Here is an 18,634-nt window from a genome sequence, read left to right on the forward strand (position 1 = left end):
TCCGAATGAGGGTCAATTGTGGCCCTGCGGGCTTATTGGTTCGGGTTGCGAAGTGCGTCCTGGTCGGTCTCTGTCAGGTACGTTCCAATGGATGCACTCATTGCGCTGCTTGACTGCTTGATCGACACAAAGGCGGATATAGCAATCAGAATAATTGCTGCTGTAAGGACGACCCAGTCGACTGTGACTGCCCCGTCTTCGTCGTTCATGAAAGTATGGATATGCTTCATCATATTGATACTCTTGTTTCTTATTTTGATAAGCGCGGTTGCGGGAATGAAATAGGGGCTGCATTCTATGCAGAACGCAGCCCCTGAAATTTTAAGGTTGGGTTAGCAAACCTTAAGGAGCGGTTTGTGTACCGAAGTCAGCAGCACCAACAGTCTGTGCGCCAAGGAAGTTACCTGTGTTGGAAGTCATGGACTCTGCACCGGATTTGATGGAGCCATAGGCAGCAATCGCCAGGCCAACAACCGCAGCTGTCAGAACAACCCAGTCAACTGTTACGGCGCCGTCTTCGTCATTGCGGAAGTTTTTTACGAATTTCATCATGTTGTATCCCTCCAAAGGATCTATAAGTTTTCTAGTTTCCAACCCTGTCTTGCGTCCCGGCCCGCTCTCATTCAGGCCTGCTTGACTTGGTATGACGCTATATAGCTGGATGAATGGGGCATCAATTTGACCGCAATTGCGGCATTTACACTGGTAACCGTTAAAATCGCTATGTTTGCTTTAAGTAACTGATATTTAACGAGATTTAATATTTCCTTGAGCCTAAATAGTTAATTCATGCGTCCCAAACACCCCAATTGTGGCGAAATCGCCATCATCTATGGGCACATTTGCTGGATCGGGGGGGTATTTTGCGCAATATTAACGGAAAAAAGCAGTCCAAAAACGAGAGCAGGCATCATGAAACGCACATCCCTATCTATTGTATTGGGTGCCGCCCTGGCATTTTCGCCCGTAGGAGCCGAACTAAGCGCAGATTCTCCGGCTCCGTTCGCTGACTTTAAACCGAAATTTGTAAAACCGCCCAAATCCGGGGCGCGCAAACGGGTAAAAGTGCAGATCAACCGACCTGCGCAAAACGTGACGCCTGCGCCAGCCGCCGTCGCAGCAGCGCCATCGGGTGCAATCACACGGCCAAAGGGGGGGCAGTACGATTGGTTCTGGGCCAAGATTTCGCCGGATGCAGCAGAATCCGGTCCGGGAAGGCTGGAAATGGCGATGAATACATTGTCTGCCTCCAATTCCCGTGTGCCTGCACCTCGCCTCCAGCAGATGCAGGACATCGCAAAGGTCCATGGTGTGGATATTTTGCGCTCAACTATCGGGACGAAGGTGTCGCCAGCTTTGGCGCTTGCTGTGATCTCGGTTGAATCGTCCGGTAAGTCTGATGCCATCAGCAGTGCGGGCGCGCAGGGGCTTATGCAGTTGATGCCGGATACTGCCAGCCGTTTCGGCGTTACGGATAGTAATGTCGCCCAGCAGAACATTGCGGGCGGGATCAAATACCTTGATTGGCTGATGGGTGAGTTCGCCAATGATCCTATCTTGGTGCTTGCAGGATATAATGCGGGGGAGGGTTCTGTACGTAAACACGCAGGTGTGCCGCCATTTCCTGAAACCCGCGATTATGTGCCAAAGGTGCTGGCAGCATTCCAAGTGGCCAAGGGGCTATGTAAAACGCCGCCCGAGTTAATCTCGGACGGCTGCGTGTTTAACCAGATGAAGTAGAGAGCGGGCAAAGCCTAACTTTGAGACTTTGCCAGCACCTTGTTATCAGACCAAAGTAGCGTCGGTTGCAGCGCGTAGCTCTTCTTCTGTGACGCCCTCGGCACATTCAACGATGCGCAGGCCGCCTTCGACCACGTCCAGCACACCCATATTAGTGATGATGCGGTCTACGACGCCTTTACCGGTTAGTGGCAGCGTGCATTCCTTCAGTACTTTGCTTTCGCCGTGCTTGTTGGCGTGATCCATAACCACGATCACGCGGCCAACGCCGGCCACCAGATCCATGGCACCGCCCATGCCTTTGACCAGCTTGCCGGGAATCATCCAGTTTGCCAGATCACCGTTTTCGGCAACTTCCATCGCACCAAGAATCGCAGCAGCGATCTTACCACCACGGATCATCGCGAAAGAGGTGGCAGAGTCGAAATACGCCGTGCGGTCCATTTCTGTGATCGTCTGCTTGCCTGCGTTGATCAGGTCGGGGTCCTCGTCACCCTCATAGGGAAAGGGACCCATGCCCAGCATGCCGTTCTCTGATTGCAGGGTGATGTCTTTGTCACCCACATAGTTGGCAACCAGTGTCGGAATGCCAATCCCAAGGTTTACATACATGCCGTCTTCAAGTTCTTGCGCGGCGCGTGCTGCCATTTGATTGCGATCCCACATGATTATGCTTCCTCACGTTTACGGGTTGTGCGCTGTTCGATGCGCTTTTCGTGCGTGCCCTGAATGATGCGATGCACATAGATACCGGGGAGGTGGATGTGGTCGGGATCAAGGCTACCTGTCGGTACGATCTCTTCGACTTCGACGATGCAGACCTTTCCGCATGTCGCCGCCGGCGGGTTAAAGTTGCGCGCGGTCTTGCGGAAGATCAGGTTGCCCGTTTCATCTGCTTTCCAGGCTTTGACGATCGAGAGATCGGCAAAAATACCCTCTTCAAGGATATAGTCCTGACCGTTCCAATTCTTTACGTCCTTGCCTTCGGCAATCACTGTGCCGACGCCCGTCTTTGTGTAAAAGCCCGGAATGCCTGCACCGCCTGCGCGCATACGCTCGGCCAATGTGCCTTGTGGCGTGAATTCCAGCTCCAGCTCGCCAGAGAGATACTGGCGCATGAATTCGGCGTTCTCACCCACATAAGAGGATATCATCTTTTTTACCTGTTTGGTCTGCAACAGGATGCCGATACCGAAATCATCCACACCGGCGTTGTTGGACGCAAAGGTCAGATCTTTGACGCCGGCATCGCGGATCGCGGCCAGCAGTAGTTCGGGGATGCCAGATAGGCCGAAACCACCTGAGGCGATCAGCATACCGTCCTCAAGGACCCCCTCTAGGGCCTCTGCGGCGTTTTGATAGACTTTTTTCATCAGATGGTGCTCCCCTTCCGTGTGTACGTTCAGGGCAATATGTGACGGCACGTCATTCCCATGTCAATGGAATGCCGCGCCGCGGCAGAGGCCTGTCAGATAATGCGAACCTGCGTCCCTACCGGAGCGGCTTCGTAGAGCTCTGCAATCATTCTGTTATATAGACCAATGCAGCCACTTGAGGATTGGCGGCCGATTTTGCGTTGGTCGTGGGTGCCGTGAATCAGATAGGCAGGCCATCCAAGATACATCGCATGTGTGCCCAGTGGATTGTGGGGGCCGGGTGGCATGTACTTAAGGTCGGGGTTTTCTTCGATCATGGACGGGGTCGGTGTCCAGTCGGGCCCGACACGCTTGCGTACGATGGTCGTAAAGCCTCGTTTTGTCAGCTCGTCACTGCGTGGCACAGATGTTGGGTAAACTTTGTATGTCTTGCCATCCCCGCTCCAGAAGTGCAGCGCACGAGAGCTGGTGTCTGCAATGATACTCGCCTTTCCAAGGGTATCGAAATGATCCTGCCAGTCATGTGTAGAGAAACCCATTATGTTGTGGCGGTTCACTGATGGGCGGGCACTTTGCTTAGCCAAAAGAAGGGAAGGAGCCGAAAGGGCCAAACCTGTCGCGCCCAGCATCAGCCGGCGCGTCACTCGTGAAGTCGTCATACTGCTCTCGTTTTCTGCTCGTTTTGAGCAGAAGCAATCACATAATGTAGAAATTACAAAGCGCGGAGCAGGGATGCCTCATGTTTTTTGCAAAACTGCGACATCCCTGCGCCGGATTATTCTTCGCTCTTTTTCGCGGCGGGCTTCTTAGCCGCCGTTTTCTTCGCAGCAGGTTTCTTTGCTGGCGCTTTCTTCTTTGCTGCCGGTTTCTTGGCAGGGGCCTTCTTTTTTGCAGACGGTTTTTTCTTGCCCGCCTTTTCGGCGCGCTCGTCTATCAGGTGAATGGCTTGCGCCAGTGTGATTTCTTCGGGGTCTACCGTGTCGGGAATGGTCGCGTTGATCTTCTCCCACTTCACGTAAGGCCCATATTTGCCTTTCATCACATTGACCGGCCCACCTGCTTCGGGGTGTTCGCCCAGCTCACGCAAGGGTGCTGCCGCCTTACCGCGTGCCCCGCGTGAGGCAACCTTTTCCGCCAGCAGCTGAACCGCGCGGTTCATGCCAACGGTAAAGACTTCGTCGATCCCCTCAAGGTTGGCATTGGTGCCACCGCGATCAGACGTGCTGGGCGCGTGTTTAAGGTAGGGGCCGTAGCGGCCAATGTTGGCCCAGACCATGATTCCGTCTTCTGGGTGGGGGCCAATTTCGCGCGGCAATGACAACAGCATCACGGCACGCTCAAGGTCCAGTTCTTCAGGCGGCCAGTCCTTTGGAATTGACTGGCGCGGAGGTTTTTTGTTTTCTTCGGTGACTTCGCCGCGTTGCACATACGGGCCAAAGCGACCTTTGAACACGCGAATCTCATCGCCTAGGTCCTCGCCCAAAAGCTTACCTTCTGGAGGAATAGCCGACGCTTCAGCTTCAGGATTCGGCGGGCCGAAGGGGCGGGTATAGCGGCATTCAGGATAGTTGGAGCACCCGATGAAGGCACCACCAGAGCGTGCTGTGCGCATGCTGAGGCGACCTGCGCCACAGTTAGGGCATAGACGCGGGTCTGATCCATCTTCTGTCGGCGGGAAGAGGTGAGGCGCCAACACATCGTTGATTTTCTCAAGCACTTCCGTGATCCGCAGTTCTGACGTTTCTGCAATTGCAGCAGAGAAGTCGCGCCAGAAGCGGTCGAGGACAGCCTTATACTCCGCATCACCGGCAGAAACTTTATCCAGCTGGTCTTCCAGATCGGCTGTAAAATCGTATCCAATATAACGACGGAAGTAGTTCTCAAGGAATGCTGTAACGAGACGGCCTTTGTCTTCGGGTATCAGGCGCTGGCCTTCACGCCGAACATAGCCGCGATCCTGAATTGTTGTGACAATGCTCGCGTATGTGGACGGGCGACCAATGCCGAGCTCTTCCATCCGCTTGACCAGCGTGGCCTCGGTATACCGTGGGGGCGGCTGGGTGAAATGCTGTGCCCCTAAAACCGCGTCTTTCTCAGCCAACAGCGCACCTGACTTGCGCTGCATGCCGGATGGTCCTTTGTCGCCCGCGTCAATCAACTCTTCGCTCGTAAGACCAGCGGCCTTGCCGAACTCTTCGCTATAGCGCGCGGCTGCTGCTTTTTTCAGGGCATCGCCCTGCCTGATCTGGGGAAGGCGGCGTTCGTCTTCATCGGTGACGTCATCGCGGCCTTCCTCATAGACTTTGAGGAACCCGTCAAAAAGAACAACCTGCCCCGTGGCGCGCAAATTCACCTGACTGTCCGCCGAGGAAATATCTACCGTAGTCCGTTCAAGCCGGGCACTTTCCATCTGGCAGGCAAGCGTGCGTTTCCAGATCAGATCATAAAGTTTGCGCTGGTCGCCATCCATGAGCTTGAGCGCGTCGGCGTCTTTGGACATCTCGGTGGGGCGTACGCATTCGTGGGCTTCTTGCGCGTTCTTGGCCTTGTTCTTGTAGACGCGCGGGCTGGAAGGCACATATTGGCTGCCATAGCGATCAGAGATCGCATCACGCGCCATTTGTACTGCTTCCGGTGCCATATCAATGCCATCTGTCCGCATGTAGGTGATGTGACCCGCCTCATAGAGACGCTGGGCGGTGCTCATGGTCTGGCGTGCGCCCATGCCGAATTTCCGGCTCGCCTCTTGCTGGAGGGTCGACGTCATAAAGGGGGCAGAAGGGTTGCGCGTTGCCGGTTTTGCTTCAACCGAAGCAACCTTTAGATCGCGGCTGGATACAGCCTGCACGGCCATTTCGGCCTTTGTCGCATCCCCAAGGTCGAATTTATCAAGCTTCTTGCCAGCAAGTTCGGTCAGCCGTGCCTCAAATTCCTGACCAGACGGTGTGCTGAGCAGCGCCTTTACACTCCAGTATTCGCGGGGGCGGAACGCTTCGATCTCCATCTCGCGTTCGACAATCAGCCGCAGGGTGACAGACTGCACACGGCCAGCGGATTTGGCGCCGGGCAGCTTGCGCCACAGAACCGGGCTAAGGTTGAAGCCCACCAAATAATCAAGCGCACGGCGGGCAAGGTATGCTTCCACAAGAGGCATATCCACCTGACGGGGGTTTTTCATCGCCTCGGTCACAGCCGATTTGGTGATGGCGTTAAACACAACACGGCTTACAGGTGTGTCTTTCTTGATCGACTTGCGCTGTGTCAAAGCTTCTTGAAGATGCCAGCTGATCGCTTCGCCTTCGCGGTCGGGGTCAGTCGCGAGAATGAGTTCATTGTCATTCTTCAGCGCATCGGCAATCGCTTTCATGTGCTTTTTCGAGCCTGAGTCGACTTCCCACATCATCTCGAAATCGTTTTCTGTATCGACCGATCCGTTCTTGGGAGGCAGGTCACGTACGTGGCCGTAAGAGGCCAGAACCGTAAAATTGTCACCGAGATATTTGTTGATCGTCTTGGCCTTGGCGGGAGATTCGACAACGACTACTGGCATAAAACTAAGGTCCTTCGACGGGGTGTTTTGCGGCGTCTATGGCCTTTGACATGTGGGATGCAAGGGGTCTTTGTCAATGCGTACCGCTGTGATGTCGTGGATCATACTGTTGAAACGCACCTGAATATGCTGGCTTTTGCTGTGTAATCTGTCGCTGAATTCAGGGATTGAAATCCTGTTGTGTGCATCTTGTCGCAGATATTCATCGCTGTGGCGTTGAGGTGGCGGTGCGCTAAGACCAGTGTCAGACCGGACGTGACAGCAGACCCCCGGCAGAGCGCGTTACCTTGCCATCCATCTCCAGTTCCACGACAGCAGGTGTAAAGGTAGCAGGGGTGATTTGTAGATCGCGGATAAGTTGATCTTCTGCGACGGGAGAGGGGCCAAGCCGTTGCAATATCGACATGTGCAGGTTCGCAGTTTCGCGCAGGGTGCGCCGCGGTTTCTTGGCTGCTTGAGGGACAGTCGGACTAAAATTGGTTGGCGTAAGCGGTAGCTGCTCTTGATCCTCAAATGTTGGACCCAGCGCTTCAATGATGTCGGCTGCGTTGCGCACAAGTGTTGCGCCATCGCGGATCAGCATGTTGCCACCGGCGGCGCGTGCATCAAAGGGATGGCCTGGCACGGCAAACACATCGCGGCCTTGATCCAGCGCGTCGCGGGCGGTGATCAGACTGCCGGACCTTGCGGCGGCTTCTACAACAACCGTGGCTCGGGCAAGGCCGGAAATGATCCGGTTACGGGTTGGAAAGTGTCGTGCCATAGGCTGCAAACCGATGGGTTGTTCCGATAGCCGCAGGCCCTGCTTGGCGATATCCTGTGCAAGGCCGGTATTCTCTGCAGGATACATAACGTCAACACCGCCGGCCTGTACTGCGATGGTGCCGTGGGGCAAAGCGGCAAGATGTGCCGCGGTATCAATGCCGCGCGCAAGGCCTGAAACTACCACGAATCCGGCTTCACCCAGTTCATGTGCCAAAGTGCGCGCCATACGCGTCCCCAGCGATGACGCATTGCGCGCACCCACCAGCGCGATCATCGGCCGGGTGAGAAGCGCGGGATCACCCATGAGCCAGAGAAATGGTGGCGCGTCGTCGAGCTCTGCCAGATTTGTTGGATAGTCGGGGTGGTCTGCATGCAGCAACTTCGCCCCTAAGGCATGCCCTGCGCGCAGCTCTGCCCGAACAACACCTTCGGGGCAAATCTCGTATCCAGAGACGCCCGCAGCGCGCGCCACCTCGGGCAGCGCGGCCAGCGCATTTTGCGCAGTGCCGTGTTCGATCAGCAGACGTTTATACGTAGATATGCCGACCCGGCGCGAGCGCAGCAGACGGAGACGGGCAAACTGTTCGTCTTCCGGGGTGGGTGGGAGTGGGGGGTGAGTGGAAGAAGGATTATGGTCCTCGATAGTCATCCCGTGTCTCCGTCTGTTGCTAGAATCAGATATAACTTTTGCTGGTTAACAAGGAATGAATCGTTTGCGGGCATTTTGGCTGAAGCAAGTTAGCTCATCTGCTGGGGCCCCCTAACGCGGACGGCGGCCAAAAACGTAGGAGCATCCCGAATATTATGGCCGCACCGACGCCTTGAGCCATGAGAAATGGTTAACCTTTGCCCGCGGTGCCAGCGACAAATTCGTCGCCCGCGGTGCCAGCGACAAATTCGTCAAAAGGATAGCCGAATTTTGCGGCGCCCACGGCTCCTATTAACGCCGTAGGCAACCAGCCACCAAAACCATGCCTTGCAGCTATTTGCCGACCAGCATGACAAAGGTACCCGTCACCAGAATACAGCAGATTGACACAACGCCGCACCAAAGCGGACCAGTTACCTTGCGGGAACGGGCCGCGCTTAGATCATTGCGCCAGCTTGGGCTGGATGGTTTGATATCAAGCCGCTGCACCACCAATCGTCAGGCCACCGATCATCAACGTCGGCTGGCCGACACCCACAGGCACCCACTGGCCCTGTTTGCCGCAGTTGCCCATGCCGGGATCAAGGCTCGGATCATTGCCGATAGCGCGGATTTGTTTGAGGGCCGTGGCCCCGTCGCCGATGAGTGTTGCCCCTTTGACGGGCGCACCGACGACGCCGTTCTGCACGCGGTAGGCTTCGGTGCAGGAAAACACAAACTTGCCGTTGGTGATATCTACCTGACCGCCACCAAATCCAACAGCGTAGATGCCGTCTTTTAGACCGGCTACTATATCTCCGGGTGCGGTATCACCGCCCAGCATGTAGGTGTTGGTCATGCGCGGCATAGGGATGTGGGCAAAGCTTTGGCGGCGTCCGTTCCCGGTGCTTTTCACGCCCATCAGGCGCGCGTTCTGGCGATCTTGCATGTAGCCGACCAGCTTACCGTCTTCGATCAACACGTTCTTGGCGCTGGGCGTGCCTTCATCATCGACGCTGATACTGCCGCGGCGATCAGGGATGGTGCCATCGTCGAGAACGGTCACACCCTTGGCCGCGATCTGTTGGCCCATCAACCCTGCAAACGCGCTGGAGCCTTTGCGGTTGAAATCACCCTCCAGTCCGTGACCGATGGCTTCGTGCAGCAGGATACCCGGCCAGCCGGGTCCAAGGACCACGTCCATCACGCCCGCAGGGGCGGGGACCGCTTCGAGGTTCACAAGCGCGACGCGCAGCGCCTCGCGGGCCCTTGCCTGCCAGTCTTCGGGCTTAAGCATACCGTCGAGGCCAATCCGCCCGCCGCCGCCTGCAGTACCGCTTTCGCGGCGGCCTTCATGTTCGACAATGACCGATATGTTAACGCGGGTCATCGGGCGGATATCCCGTACAGACGTGCCTTCAGGACGCAGAATCTCGACCTCTTGAATAGACGCCGCGATCGAGGCGCTGACCTGCACCACACGTCCATCAAGGCTGCGGCAGAAATCGTCAATCTCGCGCAGTGTTTCGACCTTTACCGAAAATGCCGCACCGGCGATCGGATCTTCGTCTGTATACAGTTTTTTATTGGTGCCTTCAGGCGCATCGGCCCATGTGCCTCCGCCATCACCAACGGCAAGGCGTGCTGTTTGCGCGGCCCGGCGCAGGGCCGCCTCGGAAAGTTCGGTGGAGTGGGCATAACCGGCCACTTCTCCGCGCACCGCGCGCAGGCCAAAGCCCGTTGCGGCATCATAGCTTGCCGTCTTGAGCCTGCCATCGTCGAACATCAACCCCTCGGAGCGGCGACGCTCGAAAAACAGTTCCCCGTCATCTGCCCCTGCCACAGCTTCGCGCAGGACCTGCAACGCGGTATCGCGATCAAGGCTGTCGTCAAAAGGTGAGAAGGGGGTGTCTGACATGAGAAGGTGCTCCTGAGGGCGGGGAAGGGGCGCTTCGCGTCCATCTGACGCAAGCATAGGACTTTCTTTCGTTCACAGAATATGATTGTAAGGCGCCAGATTACAACGGCAGGGGAGCTTCTCTGCGCGTTTTAGCCACCTAGGGTCAAGAATATCAGGACGAAAATGATGACAAAGCACCTCACACTTGCGGGCCTTATGGCCGCCTTTACAAGCATGCCCGCTTGGGCACAAAGCGTTGATCCACAGGGTCTTGAGATTATTGGCGTTCCGGTAGACGGCAAGATGGGCTTTCAGCCCGGCGTGACGGAGCTGGCAACGGATCTTCAATGGCTCGACGGTATGATTCTGGTGATCATCACTGCGATTACACTTTTCGTAACCGCTTTGATCCTCTGGGTTGCCTTCCGCTACAATGCAAAGCGCAACAAAACACCTGCGACATTCACGCACCACACACCGGTTGAGATCGCTTGGACAATTGTTCCGATCCTGATCCTCGTGGGTATTGGCGCATGGTCGCTGCCGATTCTGTTCCGCCAGCAGGAGATTCCTGTTGCTGACGTGACCATCAAAGCGACAGGCAACCAGTGGTACTGGTCCTATGAGTACGTTGATGATGATTTTGGCTTCGACAGCTACATGATCGGCGCTCCAGCGCTGGGCGGCGAGAACCGCAAGACACCTGAAGTGATCGCAGAACTGGAAGCCGCAGGTTATAGTGAAAACGAATGGCTTCTGGCAACAGATACAGCTGTTGTTGTTCCGGTGAACAAAACGGTTGTTGTGCAGGTAACCGGTTCCGACGTGATCCACGCTTGGACCATTCCAGCCTTTGGCGTGAAGCAGGACGCTGTTCCGGGCCGTCTGGCACAGCTTTGGTTCAAAGCCGAGAAAGAAGGCGTTTACTTTGGTCAGTGTTCAGAGCTGTGCGGCATTGCCCACGCTTACATGCCGATCACAGTCAAGGTCGTCTCCGAAGAGGCTTATGCCGAATGGTTGAGCCGCGCCAAAGAAGAGTATGCGGGTATACCGCAGCCACTGACTGTTGCTTCGGCTGACTAAATCTTAGGTCGGGGCATTGACCCCGACGACTGCCGCCACAGCGCCTGACCCTGCGCTGTGGCGTCTCCGTATTAGCCTGTTTTAGGATGAAACTCCGATGACTGACGTGACAACCGCACAAAGCTATGACGCTGATCCTCAACTGGGGGATTACTATGCCCTGTTGAAGCCACGGGTTATGCAGCTTGTTGTGTTCACAGCTGTTGTGGGCATGTTGGCGGCACCTGTGTCCGTTAATCCCGTCATCGGTTTCGCGTCTATCCTGTTTCTGGCCATCGGGGCAGGCGCCTCTGGTGCACTGAACATGTGGTGGGATGCAGATATTGACGCGGTGATGAAGCGGACTGCCAAGCGTCCGATCCCGGCAGGCAAGGTCACACCTCAAGCGGCGTTGTATCTGGGCACTGCCTTGTCCGGATTGTCCGTGATGATGCTGTCACTCAGCGCAAACCTGTTGGCTGGTTTCATGCTGGCCTTCACCATCTTTTTCTACGTTGTGCCCTATACCATGTGGCTGAAACGCTCGACCCCGCAGAACATCGTGATCGGTGGCGCGGCGGGCGCGTTTCCTCCTGTCATCGGTTGGGTAATTGCAACTGGTAGCTTCGCAATCGAGCCTTGGCTGATGTTTGCGCTGATCTTCATGTGGACGCCGCCCCATTTTTGGGCGCTCGCATTGTTCATGCGCAACGATTACGATGATGCAAAAGTGCCGATGCTGACCGTCACGCATGGCCGCCGCGCCACGCGCAACCATATTCTTGCCTATACTGTCCTGCTGGTCATCCTTGCTGTTGGTACGGCCTTCACCGCAATCGGCGGCTGGATCTATCTGGCAACTGCATTGGTTTTGAACGCGCTTTTCCTGAAAGGCGCCTATGACATCTGGAAGCGGGACGAAGATATGTCCGAAGCCGACAATTTCGCGGTAGAGCGCAAGTTCTTCTTGCTGTCGCTGTGGTACCTCTTTGCCCATTTTGGAGCGATCCTGATCGAAGCGACCTTGAAACCTGTTGGACTGGGAGGCTGGTAATGGCCCTGAGACCTGAACACGAACTACACGGACGCCGCAAAAGCCTGAACATCGGCGTTGGCCTTATGCTGGGTGCATTTGTCATCCTCGTGATGGCGCTGACCTACACCAAGATTACATCTACCGATTTCCGTATTCCTGCCTCGCAGGCAAACGGCGTCGGTGAGCAAATCGGTGAGGGAGGCAACGACTGATGGCGATATCCGGACCACAAAAGACTGTCGCCCAGACCGTTGGTCTGGTGGTGGTGATGGGTGGCCTCGCTTGGGCCTCCGTTCCGTTTTATGACTGGTTCTGTCGCGTAACGGGCTTTGGCGGTGTGCCGGGTGTGTCGTCCGTGGCATCGGACGAGGTTCTGGAGCAAACTGTTAAAGTGCGTTTCGATGGCTCCGTGAACAACCATATGGCATGGGAGTTCAAGCCCGTTGTCCGCGAGATGGAAATCCGCATCGGTGAGACCGGCCTCGCGTTTTACGAGGCTTACAATCCTACTGACAAGCCAATCGCAGGCCAGGCGTCCTATAACGTAACCCCCTATCAGGCGGGCGCGTTTTTTGAAAAAATCGACTGTTTCTGTTTTGAAGAGCAGGTGCTTGCCCCCGGTGAGCGCGTGCAAATGCCCGTCAGCTTCTTTGTTGACCCCGAAATCGTATCGGATCGTGAAGGTCAGTATATACATACCATCACGCTCTCCTATACATTCTACGAAATTGATCTGCCCGAGGGGTATGCCGCCCTTGAAACGGATCAGCCAACTGACCTGAACTAAACAAAAGGACATAGGGACGCGCGCCATGGCCCATGCAAAAAATCACGACTATCACATTCTAGCCCCATCCATCTGGCCGCTGCTGAGCGCGCTGTTTGCTTTTGTCATGCTCACAGGCGGTGTTCTGTGGATGCATGCAGTGACACCATTCGTCTTCTGGATCGGTTTCGTCGGCACGCTGTATTGCAGCTTTGCCTGGTGGTCCGAAGTTGTTGAAGACAGCAAGATCGGCGATCACACCAAGGTGGTACAAATCGGCCTGCGTTATGGCTTCATCCTGTTCATCATGTCCGAAGTGATGTTCTTTGCAGCGTGGTTCTGGAGCTTCTTCAAGCACGCGATCTACCCGATGAGCGAGTATTTCGGCACATCCTACGTGCAGCCGGTGATCTATCAGGTTGACGCGTTCCACCTGCCACTGATCAACACATTGATCCTTTTGTTGTCTGGCTGTGCTGTTACTTGGGCGCACCATGCGCTGGTACACGGCAACAACCGCGCTGATCTGAAAAACGGCCTGATCATCGCAGTTGTTCTGGGTCTGCTCTTTACTTGCTTGCAGGCGTATGAATACGAGCACCTGCTGCACGAAGGTTGGGAATTCGGCGGCGACGCGTTCTTCTCCAACTTCTTCATGGCAACAGGCTTCCACGGCTTCCACGTTGTGATCGGTACAATCTTCCTGTTCGTTTGCTGGATGCGCGCGCGCGCCGGCCACTTCACACCCGAACAGCACGTAGGCTTTGAGGCCGCTGCTTGGTACTGGCACTTCGTTGATGTTGTATGGCTCTTCCTTTTCTTCGCCGTCTACATCTGGGGCATTCCGGCGTAAGCACGGGCTTGCACCTTTAGCCTATAAGGTTAAATACCAACGCGCGGGGCCCTGCCTCGCGCGTTTTTCGTCACTACCTGCCAGTGGGATACCTCATGCGCCGCAGCCTTTTCCTTATTATTATCGGCCTTGGCGGGGCAGCTATTCTGCTGCGGCTTGGCTTTTGGCAGATGCAAAGACTGGACTGGAAGCTGGGTGTGATTGCCGACATCGACGCGCGGATTGACGCAGCGCCGATTCCTTTGCCTGACCAGCTTGATCCGATGAATGATTCCTATCTGCCGGTGGAGGTCAGGGGGGTGATCGCGCCTGCCTACCTGCGCGTCCTTGTCAGCCAGAAAGAGATTGGCGCCGGCTACCGCATCATTTCCCCGCTGGAGATGGGGGACCGTCGCGTGCTTCTGGACCGCGGCTTTACGCCCGTGGACCAACAGGATGTTCCAGCGCATGTAGGTTCCGTCACGGTCCGTGGGAACCTGCAATGGCCGGACGAAACAGACGGCTTCACACCGGGGCCCGATGCCGCCAAAAATATCTGGTTCGCGCGTGATGTCGAAGCCATGGCTGTCGCATTGGGCACCGAACCCGTGCTTGTCGTGGCCAAGCAAACATCTTTCGATGATGCGCCCGTGACGCCGCTGCCGGTTGACACTGCTGCGATTCCAAACGACCACCTGCAATACGCGATCACGTGGTTCTCCCTTGCCGCGATCTGGATCGCGATGAGCATAGCCTTTATCCTGCGCGCCCGCCGCGCCCCCCAACAGACGAGCTGATCCATGCGCTATATCTCCACCCGCGGAACCGCCCCGATCCTATCCTTCGAGGAAGCGATGCTGACGGGGCTTGCCCGTGACGGAGGGCTCTACGTACCGGAGACCATTCCACAGTTGAGCCATGCCGACATCAAAGCAATGGCTGGTCAATCCTATGAAGACGTCGCTTTTACCGTGATGCGCCCGTTCATTGGGGATACCTTCACCGATGCGGAATTTCGCGCGCTGATTGCCAACGCCTATGAAGGCTTCGGGCATGACAGCCGCGCACCGCTCAAGGAGCTTGCGCCAAACCACTTCCTGCTTGAACTGTTCCACGGCCCGACGCTGGCGTTCAAAGACTTTGCCATGCAGTTGATTGGTCAGATGTTCCAGCTGGCCCTTGGCCGTAAGGGCGAACGTGTGACCATCGTAGGTGCGACGTCCGGCGATACCGGATCCGCCGCGATTGAAGCGTTTCGCGGCCTTGATAATGTCGATGTCGTCATCCTCTACCCCCATGGTCGTGTCTCTGAGGTGCAGCGCCGTCAGATGACCACCCCGTCCGAGAACAACGTTCATGCGCTCGCGCTGGATGGCGATTTTGATGACTGTCAGGCGCGTCTGAAAGACATGTTTAACGATTTCGAATTCCGCGACGGGGTAAAGCTCGCTGGTGTGAATTCGATCAACTGGGGCCGCGTTCTGGCGCAGGTGGTATATTACTTTACCTCCGCCGTTAGCCTTGGTGCACCGGACCGCAAGATCAGCTTTACCGTGCCAACTGGTAACTTTGGCGATATCTTCGCTGGATACATCGCCAAGAAGATGGGCCTGCCGATTGATCAACTGGTCGTGGCCACCAACCAGAACGACATCCTGCACCGCTGCCTAAGCGGGCAAGGTTATCACAAGGACACTGTGCATCCGTCGATCAGCCCTTCCATGGACATTCAGGTCAGTTCGAACTTTGAGCGGGCCTTGTTTGACGCCTATGACCGCGATGGCAATGCCGTGGCGCAGTTGATGACAGAGCTGGGGCAGGGTGGCTTCGATGTGTCCCAAGGGGCGGCGCAGGCCCTGTCCGAACACTATGTCTCCGGTCGCGCCTCAGAGGAAGAAACCTCGGCCACAATCACACATGTTCTTGCGCATAGCGCCGAACTGCTGTGCCCGCACTCTGCCGTTGGTGTGAAGGTAGCGAATGAGATGCGCGATCCGGCAACGCCGATGGTCACACTGGCCACGGCGCATCCAGCCAAATTCCCTGACGCCGTAGAAGCGGCAACAGGCATCCGTCCCCCCTTGCCTCCGCGCATGGCGGACCTTTATGACCGCCCAGAGCGTTTGACCCGCGTGCCAAACGATCTGGATGCGCTCAAGACCCATATCAAAGGACTGATTGCTCAGTGACACTGCAAACGCACCGCCTTTCGAACGGCTTTCGCATCGTGACAGAACAAATGCCGGGCCTTGCCTCGGCCTCTATCGGGGTATGGGTAGGCGCGGGGGGCCGTCATGAGACGTCTGCCCAGAATGGCATCGCCCATTTTCTTGAACATATGGCGTTCAAAGGGACCAAGACCCGATCCGCGTTGCAGATTGCCGAGGCGATCGAGGACGTGGGCGGGTATATCAATGCCTATACCTCCCGCGAGGTGACAGCTTACTACGTACGTGTTCTGGAGAACGATGTACCGCTTGGCCTTGAGGTGATCGCGGATATCCTGCGCAATCCGGTCATGGACAACGCCGAGATCGAGGTCGAGCGTGGTGTCATCCTGCAAGAGATCGGTCAGGCGCTGGACACGCCAGATGACGTGATCTTTGACTGGTTGCAAGAACAGGCTTATCCCGATCAGGCAATGGGCCGCACGATCCTTGGGCCGTCAGAACGTGTATCAAACTTTTCCCGTGAGGACCTCACCGGTTTCATTGACCAACATTATGGTCCCGAGCAGATGATCTTATCGGCTGCCGGTGCGGTGGACCATGATGCCCTTGTCGCTATGGCAGAAAAGCTATTCGGCGATATGAAGCCAAAGCCGCTTATGCAGGTATTACCAGCCGTTTACCAAGGCGGGGAGCATCGCCAGTCCAAAGTGTTGGAGCAGGCTCATTTCGCGCTTGGGTTTGAATCGCCCGGCTACCGTGCAGATGATATCTATGTGGCGCAGATCTATGCTTCGGCTCTTGGTGGCGGCATGTCGAGCCGTCTGTTTCAAGAGGTTCGTGAAAACCGTGGCCTGTGCTACACGATCTTCGCGCAGGCGGGCGCCTATGCTGATACGGGCATGATGACGATCTACGCCGGTACCTCGGGTGAGCAATTGCCGGAACTCGCGGGCATTACCATCGACGAAATGAAGCGTGCAGCTTCTGACATGTCCCCTGCTGAAGTCGCACGTGCGCGGGCGCAGATGAAAGCAGGGTTGCTGATGGGGCTGGAAAGCCCGTCCAACCGGGCGGAGCGTCTGGCCCGTCTGATGCAAATCTGGGATCGAATTCCGCCGCTTGAGGAAACGATTGCGCAAATTGATGCAGTGACCACAGGCGACGTGCGTGACTTTGCCGAACGGATGGCCACCACTGCGCCAGCCGCCCTTGCGCTTTATGGTCCGGTGGACGGGGCGCCAACGCTAGAAGCGCTTGAGGCAAGGCGCGCTGCCTAATGCTTCTTGCGCGGCGCAAACTCAAGCTTGAAACAGAGCGGATGACTTTGCGGTCACCGGTGCATACGGATTTTCGTGCTTGGGTGGCCCTGCGCAGTACCAGCCACGACTTTCTTGCCCCATGGGAGCCGGCATGGTCAGAAGATCATTTGTCGCGAAAGGCATTTTCCAACCGCGTCTATTGGGCCAATAGGTCAATCAGCGCAGGCACCGCGCTGCCTCTGTTTTTGATCCGTCGTAAGGATCAAGTGCTTTTGGGGGCGATCACGTTGGACAACATTCGGCGTGGCCCGGCAATGGCGGGAACACTGGGGTACTGGATCGGAGAAAGCTTTGCGCGTCGGGGGTACATGCGTGAGGCGATCGAGACCGTTGTGCATTATGCGTTTAACCATCTGGACCTAAGCCGCATCGAGGCTGCATGCCTGCCTGAGAACACCCCCTCGCGCGGTCTTCTGGAGCGTTCGGGTTTCAAGTACGAGGGCGTGGCGCAGAGTTATCTTCAAATTGATGGACGCTGGCGCACCCATGTTCTTTATGCTGCCTTGCGCGGCGACAGGCGCGGAAAAACAATCGTTTCCTGATTAATCAGCAGGCATTCGGTCAGAGGCAGACAACAGCAAAAGCAAGTTGGCTTTGGTCGATTGTGTAACTGATGCTATATTTACTTCTATGATGTTCCGTCTGATTGCCGCTTTCATACTCATGTCTGCACCGCTTTTTGCGCAGGATGCCACCACGCGCACGCCTAGCCATTGTCATGCTTTGGCTGATGGCGCGGCTGGGATGCGCTATGTGCGCCTTGCCTCACTGCGCACGGTCCCGGATGAAACAGTTGACCTGCACTACATCTCTCACGCGAGCTTTCTTATCCGCAGTGCCCGCGGCCTGAACATGGTCACCGACTTCACGGGGTTCATTGGCAATACCCGCATAATCCCGGATTTGGTGACAATGAACCACGCGCATGACACCCATTGGACGGCCTTCCCTGATCCCGCCATCGCACATGTGCTGCCGGGATGGGGACCATTCGGAGAGGGGGTGACGCATCGCCTTGATCTGGGCGAAGTGCTGATCCGAAATGTATCGACAGATATCCGGTCGCAATTCTCCGGCGTTGAACCGAATGGTAATTCGGTGTTTGTGTTTGAGATCGCGGGCCTGTGCATCGGGCATCTGGGTCATTTGCACCATGCTCCGACGGACGAACAATATGCTGCTATCGGGCGATTGGATGTTGTCATGGTGCCAGTGGATGGCGGGATGACCCTTGACCTGCCGACAATGATATCGGTCGTCAAACGCCTGCGTTCGCGCATTGTGCTGCCCATGCACTGGTTCTCTGATTTCGCACTAGAAGATTTTCTGGACGGGATAGATGATGAATTTTCCGTTGTGCGCGTCGAAGGGCCGATGCTGAACGTGCGGCGCAATGCGCTACCCTCCCACCCGACTGTGATGGTGTTGCGTCCGCAATATCTGCGTGACGAGTGATCCTTAGCTCTTGCATCTGACTCGGGCGCATTAG

19 protein-coding genes are annotated in these 18,634 nt (G+C 56.2%); 11 read left to right on the forward strand and 8 right to left on the reverse strand.

Annotated features, from left to right (window positions below; all coding sequences use genetic code 11):
- Positions 1-32 precede the first annotated feature (32 nt).
- Positions 33-233, reverse strand: coding sequence for a hypothetical protein (locus tag K3757_RS04975; protein WP_259999862.1), 201 nt, complete (start codon positions 231-233; stop codon positions 33-35).
- Between the two features lie 109 nt (positions 234-342).
- The gene (locus K3757_RS04980) at positions 343-552 is read right to left on the reverse strand and encodes a Flp family type IVb pilin (RefSeq protein WP_259999863.1); all 210 of its coding nucleotides are present in this window, start codon (positions 550-552) and stop codon (positions 343-345) included.
- 360 nt (positions 553-912) lie between these two features.
- On the opposite strand from K3757_RS04980, the gene K3757_RS04985 reads away from it, so the two are divergent.
- A complete protein-coding gene (locus tag K3757_RS04985) occupies positions 913-1,740 on the forward strand; it encodes a lytic transglycosylase domain-containing protein (RefSeq protein ID WP_259999864.1) in 828 nt (275 codons plus the stop codon).
- A gap of 45 nt (positions 1,741-1,785) precedes the next feature.
- Here K3757_RS04985 and K3757_RS04990 read toward each other — a convergent pair whose 3' ends face one another.
- From K3757_RS04990 to tldD, 6 genes are all read right to left on the reverse strand, one after another.
- Positions 1,786-2,409, reverse strand: a complete 624-nt coding sequence (locus tag K3757_RS04990; protein ID WP_260001187.1) for a CoA transferase subunit B — start codon at positions 2,407-2,409, stop codon at positions 1,786-1,788.
- Entirely contained in the window at positions 2,409-3,113 is a 705-nt protein-coding gene (locus K3757_RS04995) for a CoA transferase subunit A (RefSeq protein WP_259999865.1), read from the reverse strand. Before K3757_RS04995 ends, K3757_RS04990 begins: the two co-directional genes overlap by 1 nt.
- A 95-nt stretch (positions 3,114-3,208) precedes the next feature.
- On the reverse strand, positions 3,209-3,775 hold the full coding sequence (locus tag K3757_RS05000; RefSeq protein ID WP_259999866.1) for a L,D-transpeptidase: 567 nt from the start codon (positions 3,773-3,775) through the stop codon (positions 3,209-3,211).
- A 116-nt stretch (positions 3,776-3,891) separates the two neighbouring features.
- Positions 3,892-6,666, reverse strand: coding sequence for a type I DNA topoisomerase (topA, locus tag K3757_RS05005; RefSeq protein ID WP_259999867.1), 2,775 nt, complete (start codon positions 6,664-6,666; stop codon positions 3,892-3,894).
- Between the two features lie 244 nt (positions 6,667-6,910).
- Positions 6,911-8,080: a DNA-processing protein DprA gene (dprA, locus tag K3757_RS05010; RefSeq protein WP_259999868.1), complete on the reverse strand. Its 1,170-nt coding sequence runs from the start codon at positions 8,078-8,080 to the stop codon at positions 6,911-6,913.
- A gap of 475 nt (positions 8,081-8,555) precedes the next feature.
- Positions 8,556-9,977, reverse strand: coding sequence for a metalloprotease TldD (tldD, locus tag K3757_RS05015; protein WP_259999869.1), 1,422 nt, complete (start codon positions 9,975-9,977; stop codon positions 8,556-8,558).
- Between the two features lie 168 nt (positions 9,978-10,145).
- Here tldD and coxB point away from each other — a divergent pair, with 168 nt between their 5' ends.
- The 10 genes from coxB (at position 10,146) to K3757_RS05065 (ending at position 18,600) form a co-directional block, all read left to right on the forward strand.
- Complete coding sequence (gene coxB, locus K3757_RS05020) at positions 10,146-11,042, forward strand: cytochrome c oxidase subunit II (RefSeq protein WP_259999870.1); 897 nt, start codon at positions 10,146-10,148, stop codon at positions 11,040-11,042.
- Positions 11,043-11,139: 97 nt separating this feature from the next.
- Positions 11,140-12,075 carry a heme o synthase gene (gene cyoE, locus K3757_RS05025; RefSeq protein WP_259999871.1) on the forward strand — a complete coding sequence of 312 codons (936 nt, stop codon included), beginning with the start codon at positions 11,140-11,142 and terminating at the stop codon, positions 12,073-12,075.
- Positions 12,075-12,269: a cytochrome C oxidase assembly protein gene (locus K3757_RS05030; protein ID WP_259999872.1), complete on the forward strand. Its 195-nt coding sequence runs from the start codon at positions 12,075-12,077 to the stop codon at positions 12,267-12,269. Before cyoE ends, K3757_RS05030 begins: the two co-directional genes overlap by 1 nt.
- Complete coding sequence (locus K3757_RS05035; RefSeq protein WP_259999873.1) at positions 12,269-12,844, forward strand: cytochrome c oxidase assembly protein; 576 nt, start codon at positions 12,269-12,271, stop codon at positions 12,842-12,844. The genes K3757_RS05030 and K3757_RS05035 overlap by 1 nt, the downstream gene beginning before the upstream one ends.
- A 25-nt stretch (positions 12,845-12,869) precedes the next feature.
- Positions 12,870-13,676, forward strand: coding sequence for a cytochrome c oxidase subunit 3 (locus tag K3757_RS05040; protein ID WP_259999874.1), 807 nt, complete (start codon positions 12,870-12,872; stop codon positions 13,674-13,676).
- Positions 13,677-13,771: 95 nt separating this feature from the next.
- On the forward strand, positions 13,772-14,452 hold the full coding sequence (locus K3757_RS05045; protein WP_259999875.1) for an SURF1 family protein: 681 nt from the start codon (positions 13,772-13,774) through the stop codon (positions 14,450-14,452).
- A 3-nt stretch (positions 14,453-14,455) separates the two neighbouring features.
- Positions 14,456-15,844: a threonine synthase gene (thrC, locus tag K3757_RS05050; protein WP_259999876.1), complete on the forward strand. Its 1,389-nt coding sequence runs from the start codon at positions 14,456-14,458 to the stop codon at positions 15,842-15,844.
- The gene (locus K3757_RS05055; RefSeq protein ID WP_259999877.1) at positions 15,841-17,103 is read left to right on the forward strand and encodes a pitrilysin family protein; all 1,263 of its coding nucleotides are present in this window, start codon (positions 15,841-15,843) and stop codon (positions 17,101-17,103) included. The genes thrC and K3757_RS05055 overlap by 4 nt, the downstream gene beginning before the upstream one ends.
- Complete coding sequence (locus tag K3757_RS05060; RefSeq protein WP_259999878.1) at positions 17,103-17,687, forward strand: GNAT family N-acetyltransferase; 585 nt, start codon at positions 17,103-17,105, stop codon at positions 17,685-17,687. Before K3757_RS05055 ends, K3757_RS05060 begins: the two co-directional genes overlap by 1 nt.
- A gap of 88 nt (positions 17,688-17,775) precedes the next feature.
- Positions 17,776-18,600: an MBL fold metallo-hydrolase gene (locus K3757_RS05065; protein WP_260001188.1), complete on the forward strand. Its 825-nt coding sequence runs from the start codon at positions 17,776-17,778 to the stop codon at positions 18,598-18,600.
- Positions 18,601-18,634 lie beyond the last annotated feature (34 nt).

Source organism: Sulfitobacter sp. S223 (assembly GCF_025143825.1).
Taxonomy (GTDB): Bacteria; Pseudomonadota; Alphaproteobacteria; order Rhodobacterales; family Rhodobacteraceae; genus Sulfitobacter.

Excerpts from the sequence above, each read along its gene's own strand:
- cyoE (WP_259999871.1), top strand. The coding sequence starts at position 11,140 with ATGACTGACGTGACAACCGCACAAAGCTATGACGCTGATCCTCAACTG.
- K3757_RS05060 (WP_259999878.1), top strand. The coding sequence starts at position 17,103 with ATGCTTCTTGCGCGGCGCAAACTCAAGCTTGAAACAGAGCGGATGACT.
- K3757_RS05000 (WP_259999866.1), bottom strand. The coding sequence starts at position 3,775 with ATGACGACTTCACGAGTGACGCGCCGGCTGATGCTGGGCGCGACAGGT.
- dprA (WP_259999868.1), bottom strand. The coding sequence starts at position 8,080 with ATGACTATCGAGGACCATAATCCTTCTTCCACTCACCCCCCACTCCCA.
- K3757_RS04980 (WP_259999863.1), bottom strand. The coding sequence starts at position 552 with ATGATGAAATTCGTAAAAAACTTCCGCAATGACGAAGACGGCGCCGTA.
- K3757_RS05030 (WP_259999872.1), top strand. The coding sequence starts at position 12,075 with ATGGCCCTGAGACCTGAACACGAACTACACGGACGCCGCAAAAGCCTG.
- K3757_RS05035 (WP_259999873.1), top strand. The coding sequence starts at position 12,269 with ATGGCGATATCCGGACCACAAAAGACTGTCGCCCAGACCGTTGGTCTG.
- thrC (WP_259999876.1), top strand. The coding sequence starts at position 14,456 with ATGCGCTATATCTCCACCCGCGGAACCGCCCCGATCCTATCCTTCGAG.
- topA (WP_259999867.1), bottom strand. The coding sequence starts at position 6,666 with ATGCCAGTAGTCGTTGTCGAATCTCCCGCCAAGGCCAAGACGATCAAC.
- coxB (WP_259999870.1), top strand. The coding sequence starts at position 10,146 with ATGACAAAGCACCTCACACTTGCGGGCCTTATGGCCGCCTTTACAAGC.
- tldD (WP_259999869.1), bottom strand. The coding sequence starts at position 9,977 with ATGTCAGACACCCCCTTCTCACCTTTTGACGACAGCCTTGATCGCGAT.
- K3757_RS04995 (WP_259999865.1), bottom strand. The coding sequence starts at position 3,113 with ATGAAAAAAGTCTATCAAAACGCCGCAGAGGCCCTAGAGGGGGTCCTT.
- K3757_RS04975 (WP_259999862.1), bottom strand. The coding sequence starts at position 233 with ATGATGAAGCATATCCATACTTTCATGAACGACGAAGACGGGGCAGTC.
- K3757_RS05045 (WP_259999875.1), top strand. The coding sequence starts at position 13,772 with ATGCGCCGCAGCCTTTTCCTTATTATTATCGGCCTTGGCGGGGCAGCT.
- K3757_RS05065 (WP_260001188.1), top strand. The coding sequence starts at position 17,776 with ATGATGTTCCGTCTGATTGCCGCTTTCATACTCATGTCTGCACCGCTT.
- K3757_RS05040 (WP_259999874.1), top strand. The coding sequence starts at position 12,870 with ATGGCCCATGCAAAAAATCACGACTATCACATTCTAGCCCCATCCATC.
- K3757_RS04985 (WP_259999864.1), top strand. The coding sequence starts at position 913 with ATGAAACGCACATCCCTATCTATTGTATTGGGTGCCGCCCTGGCATTT.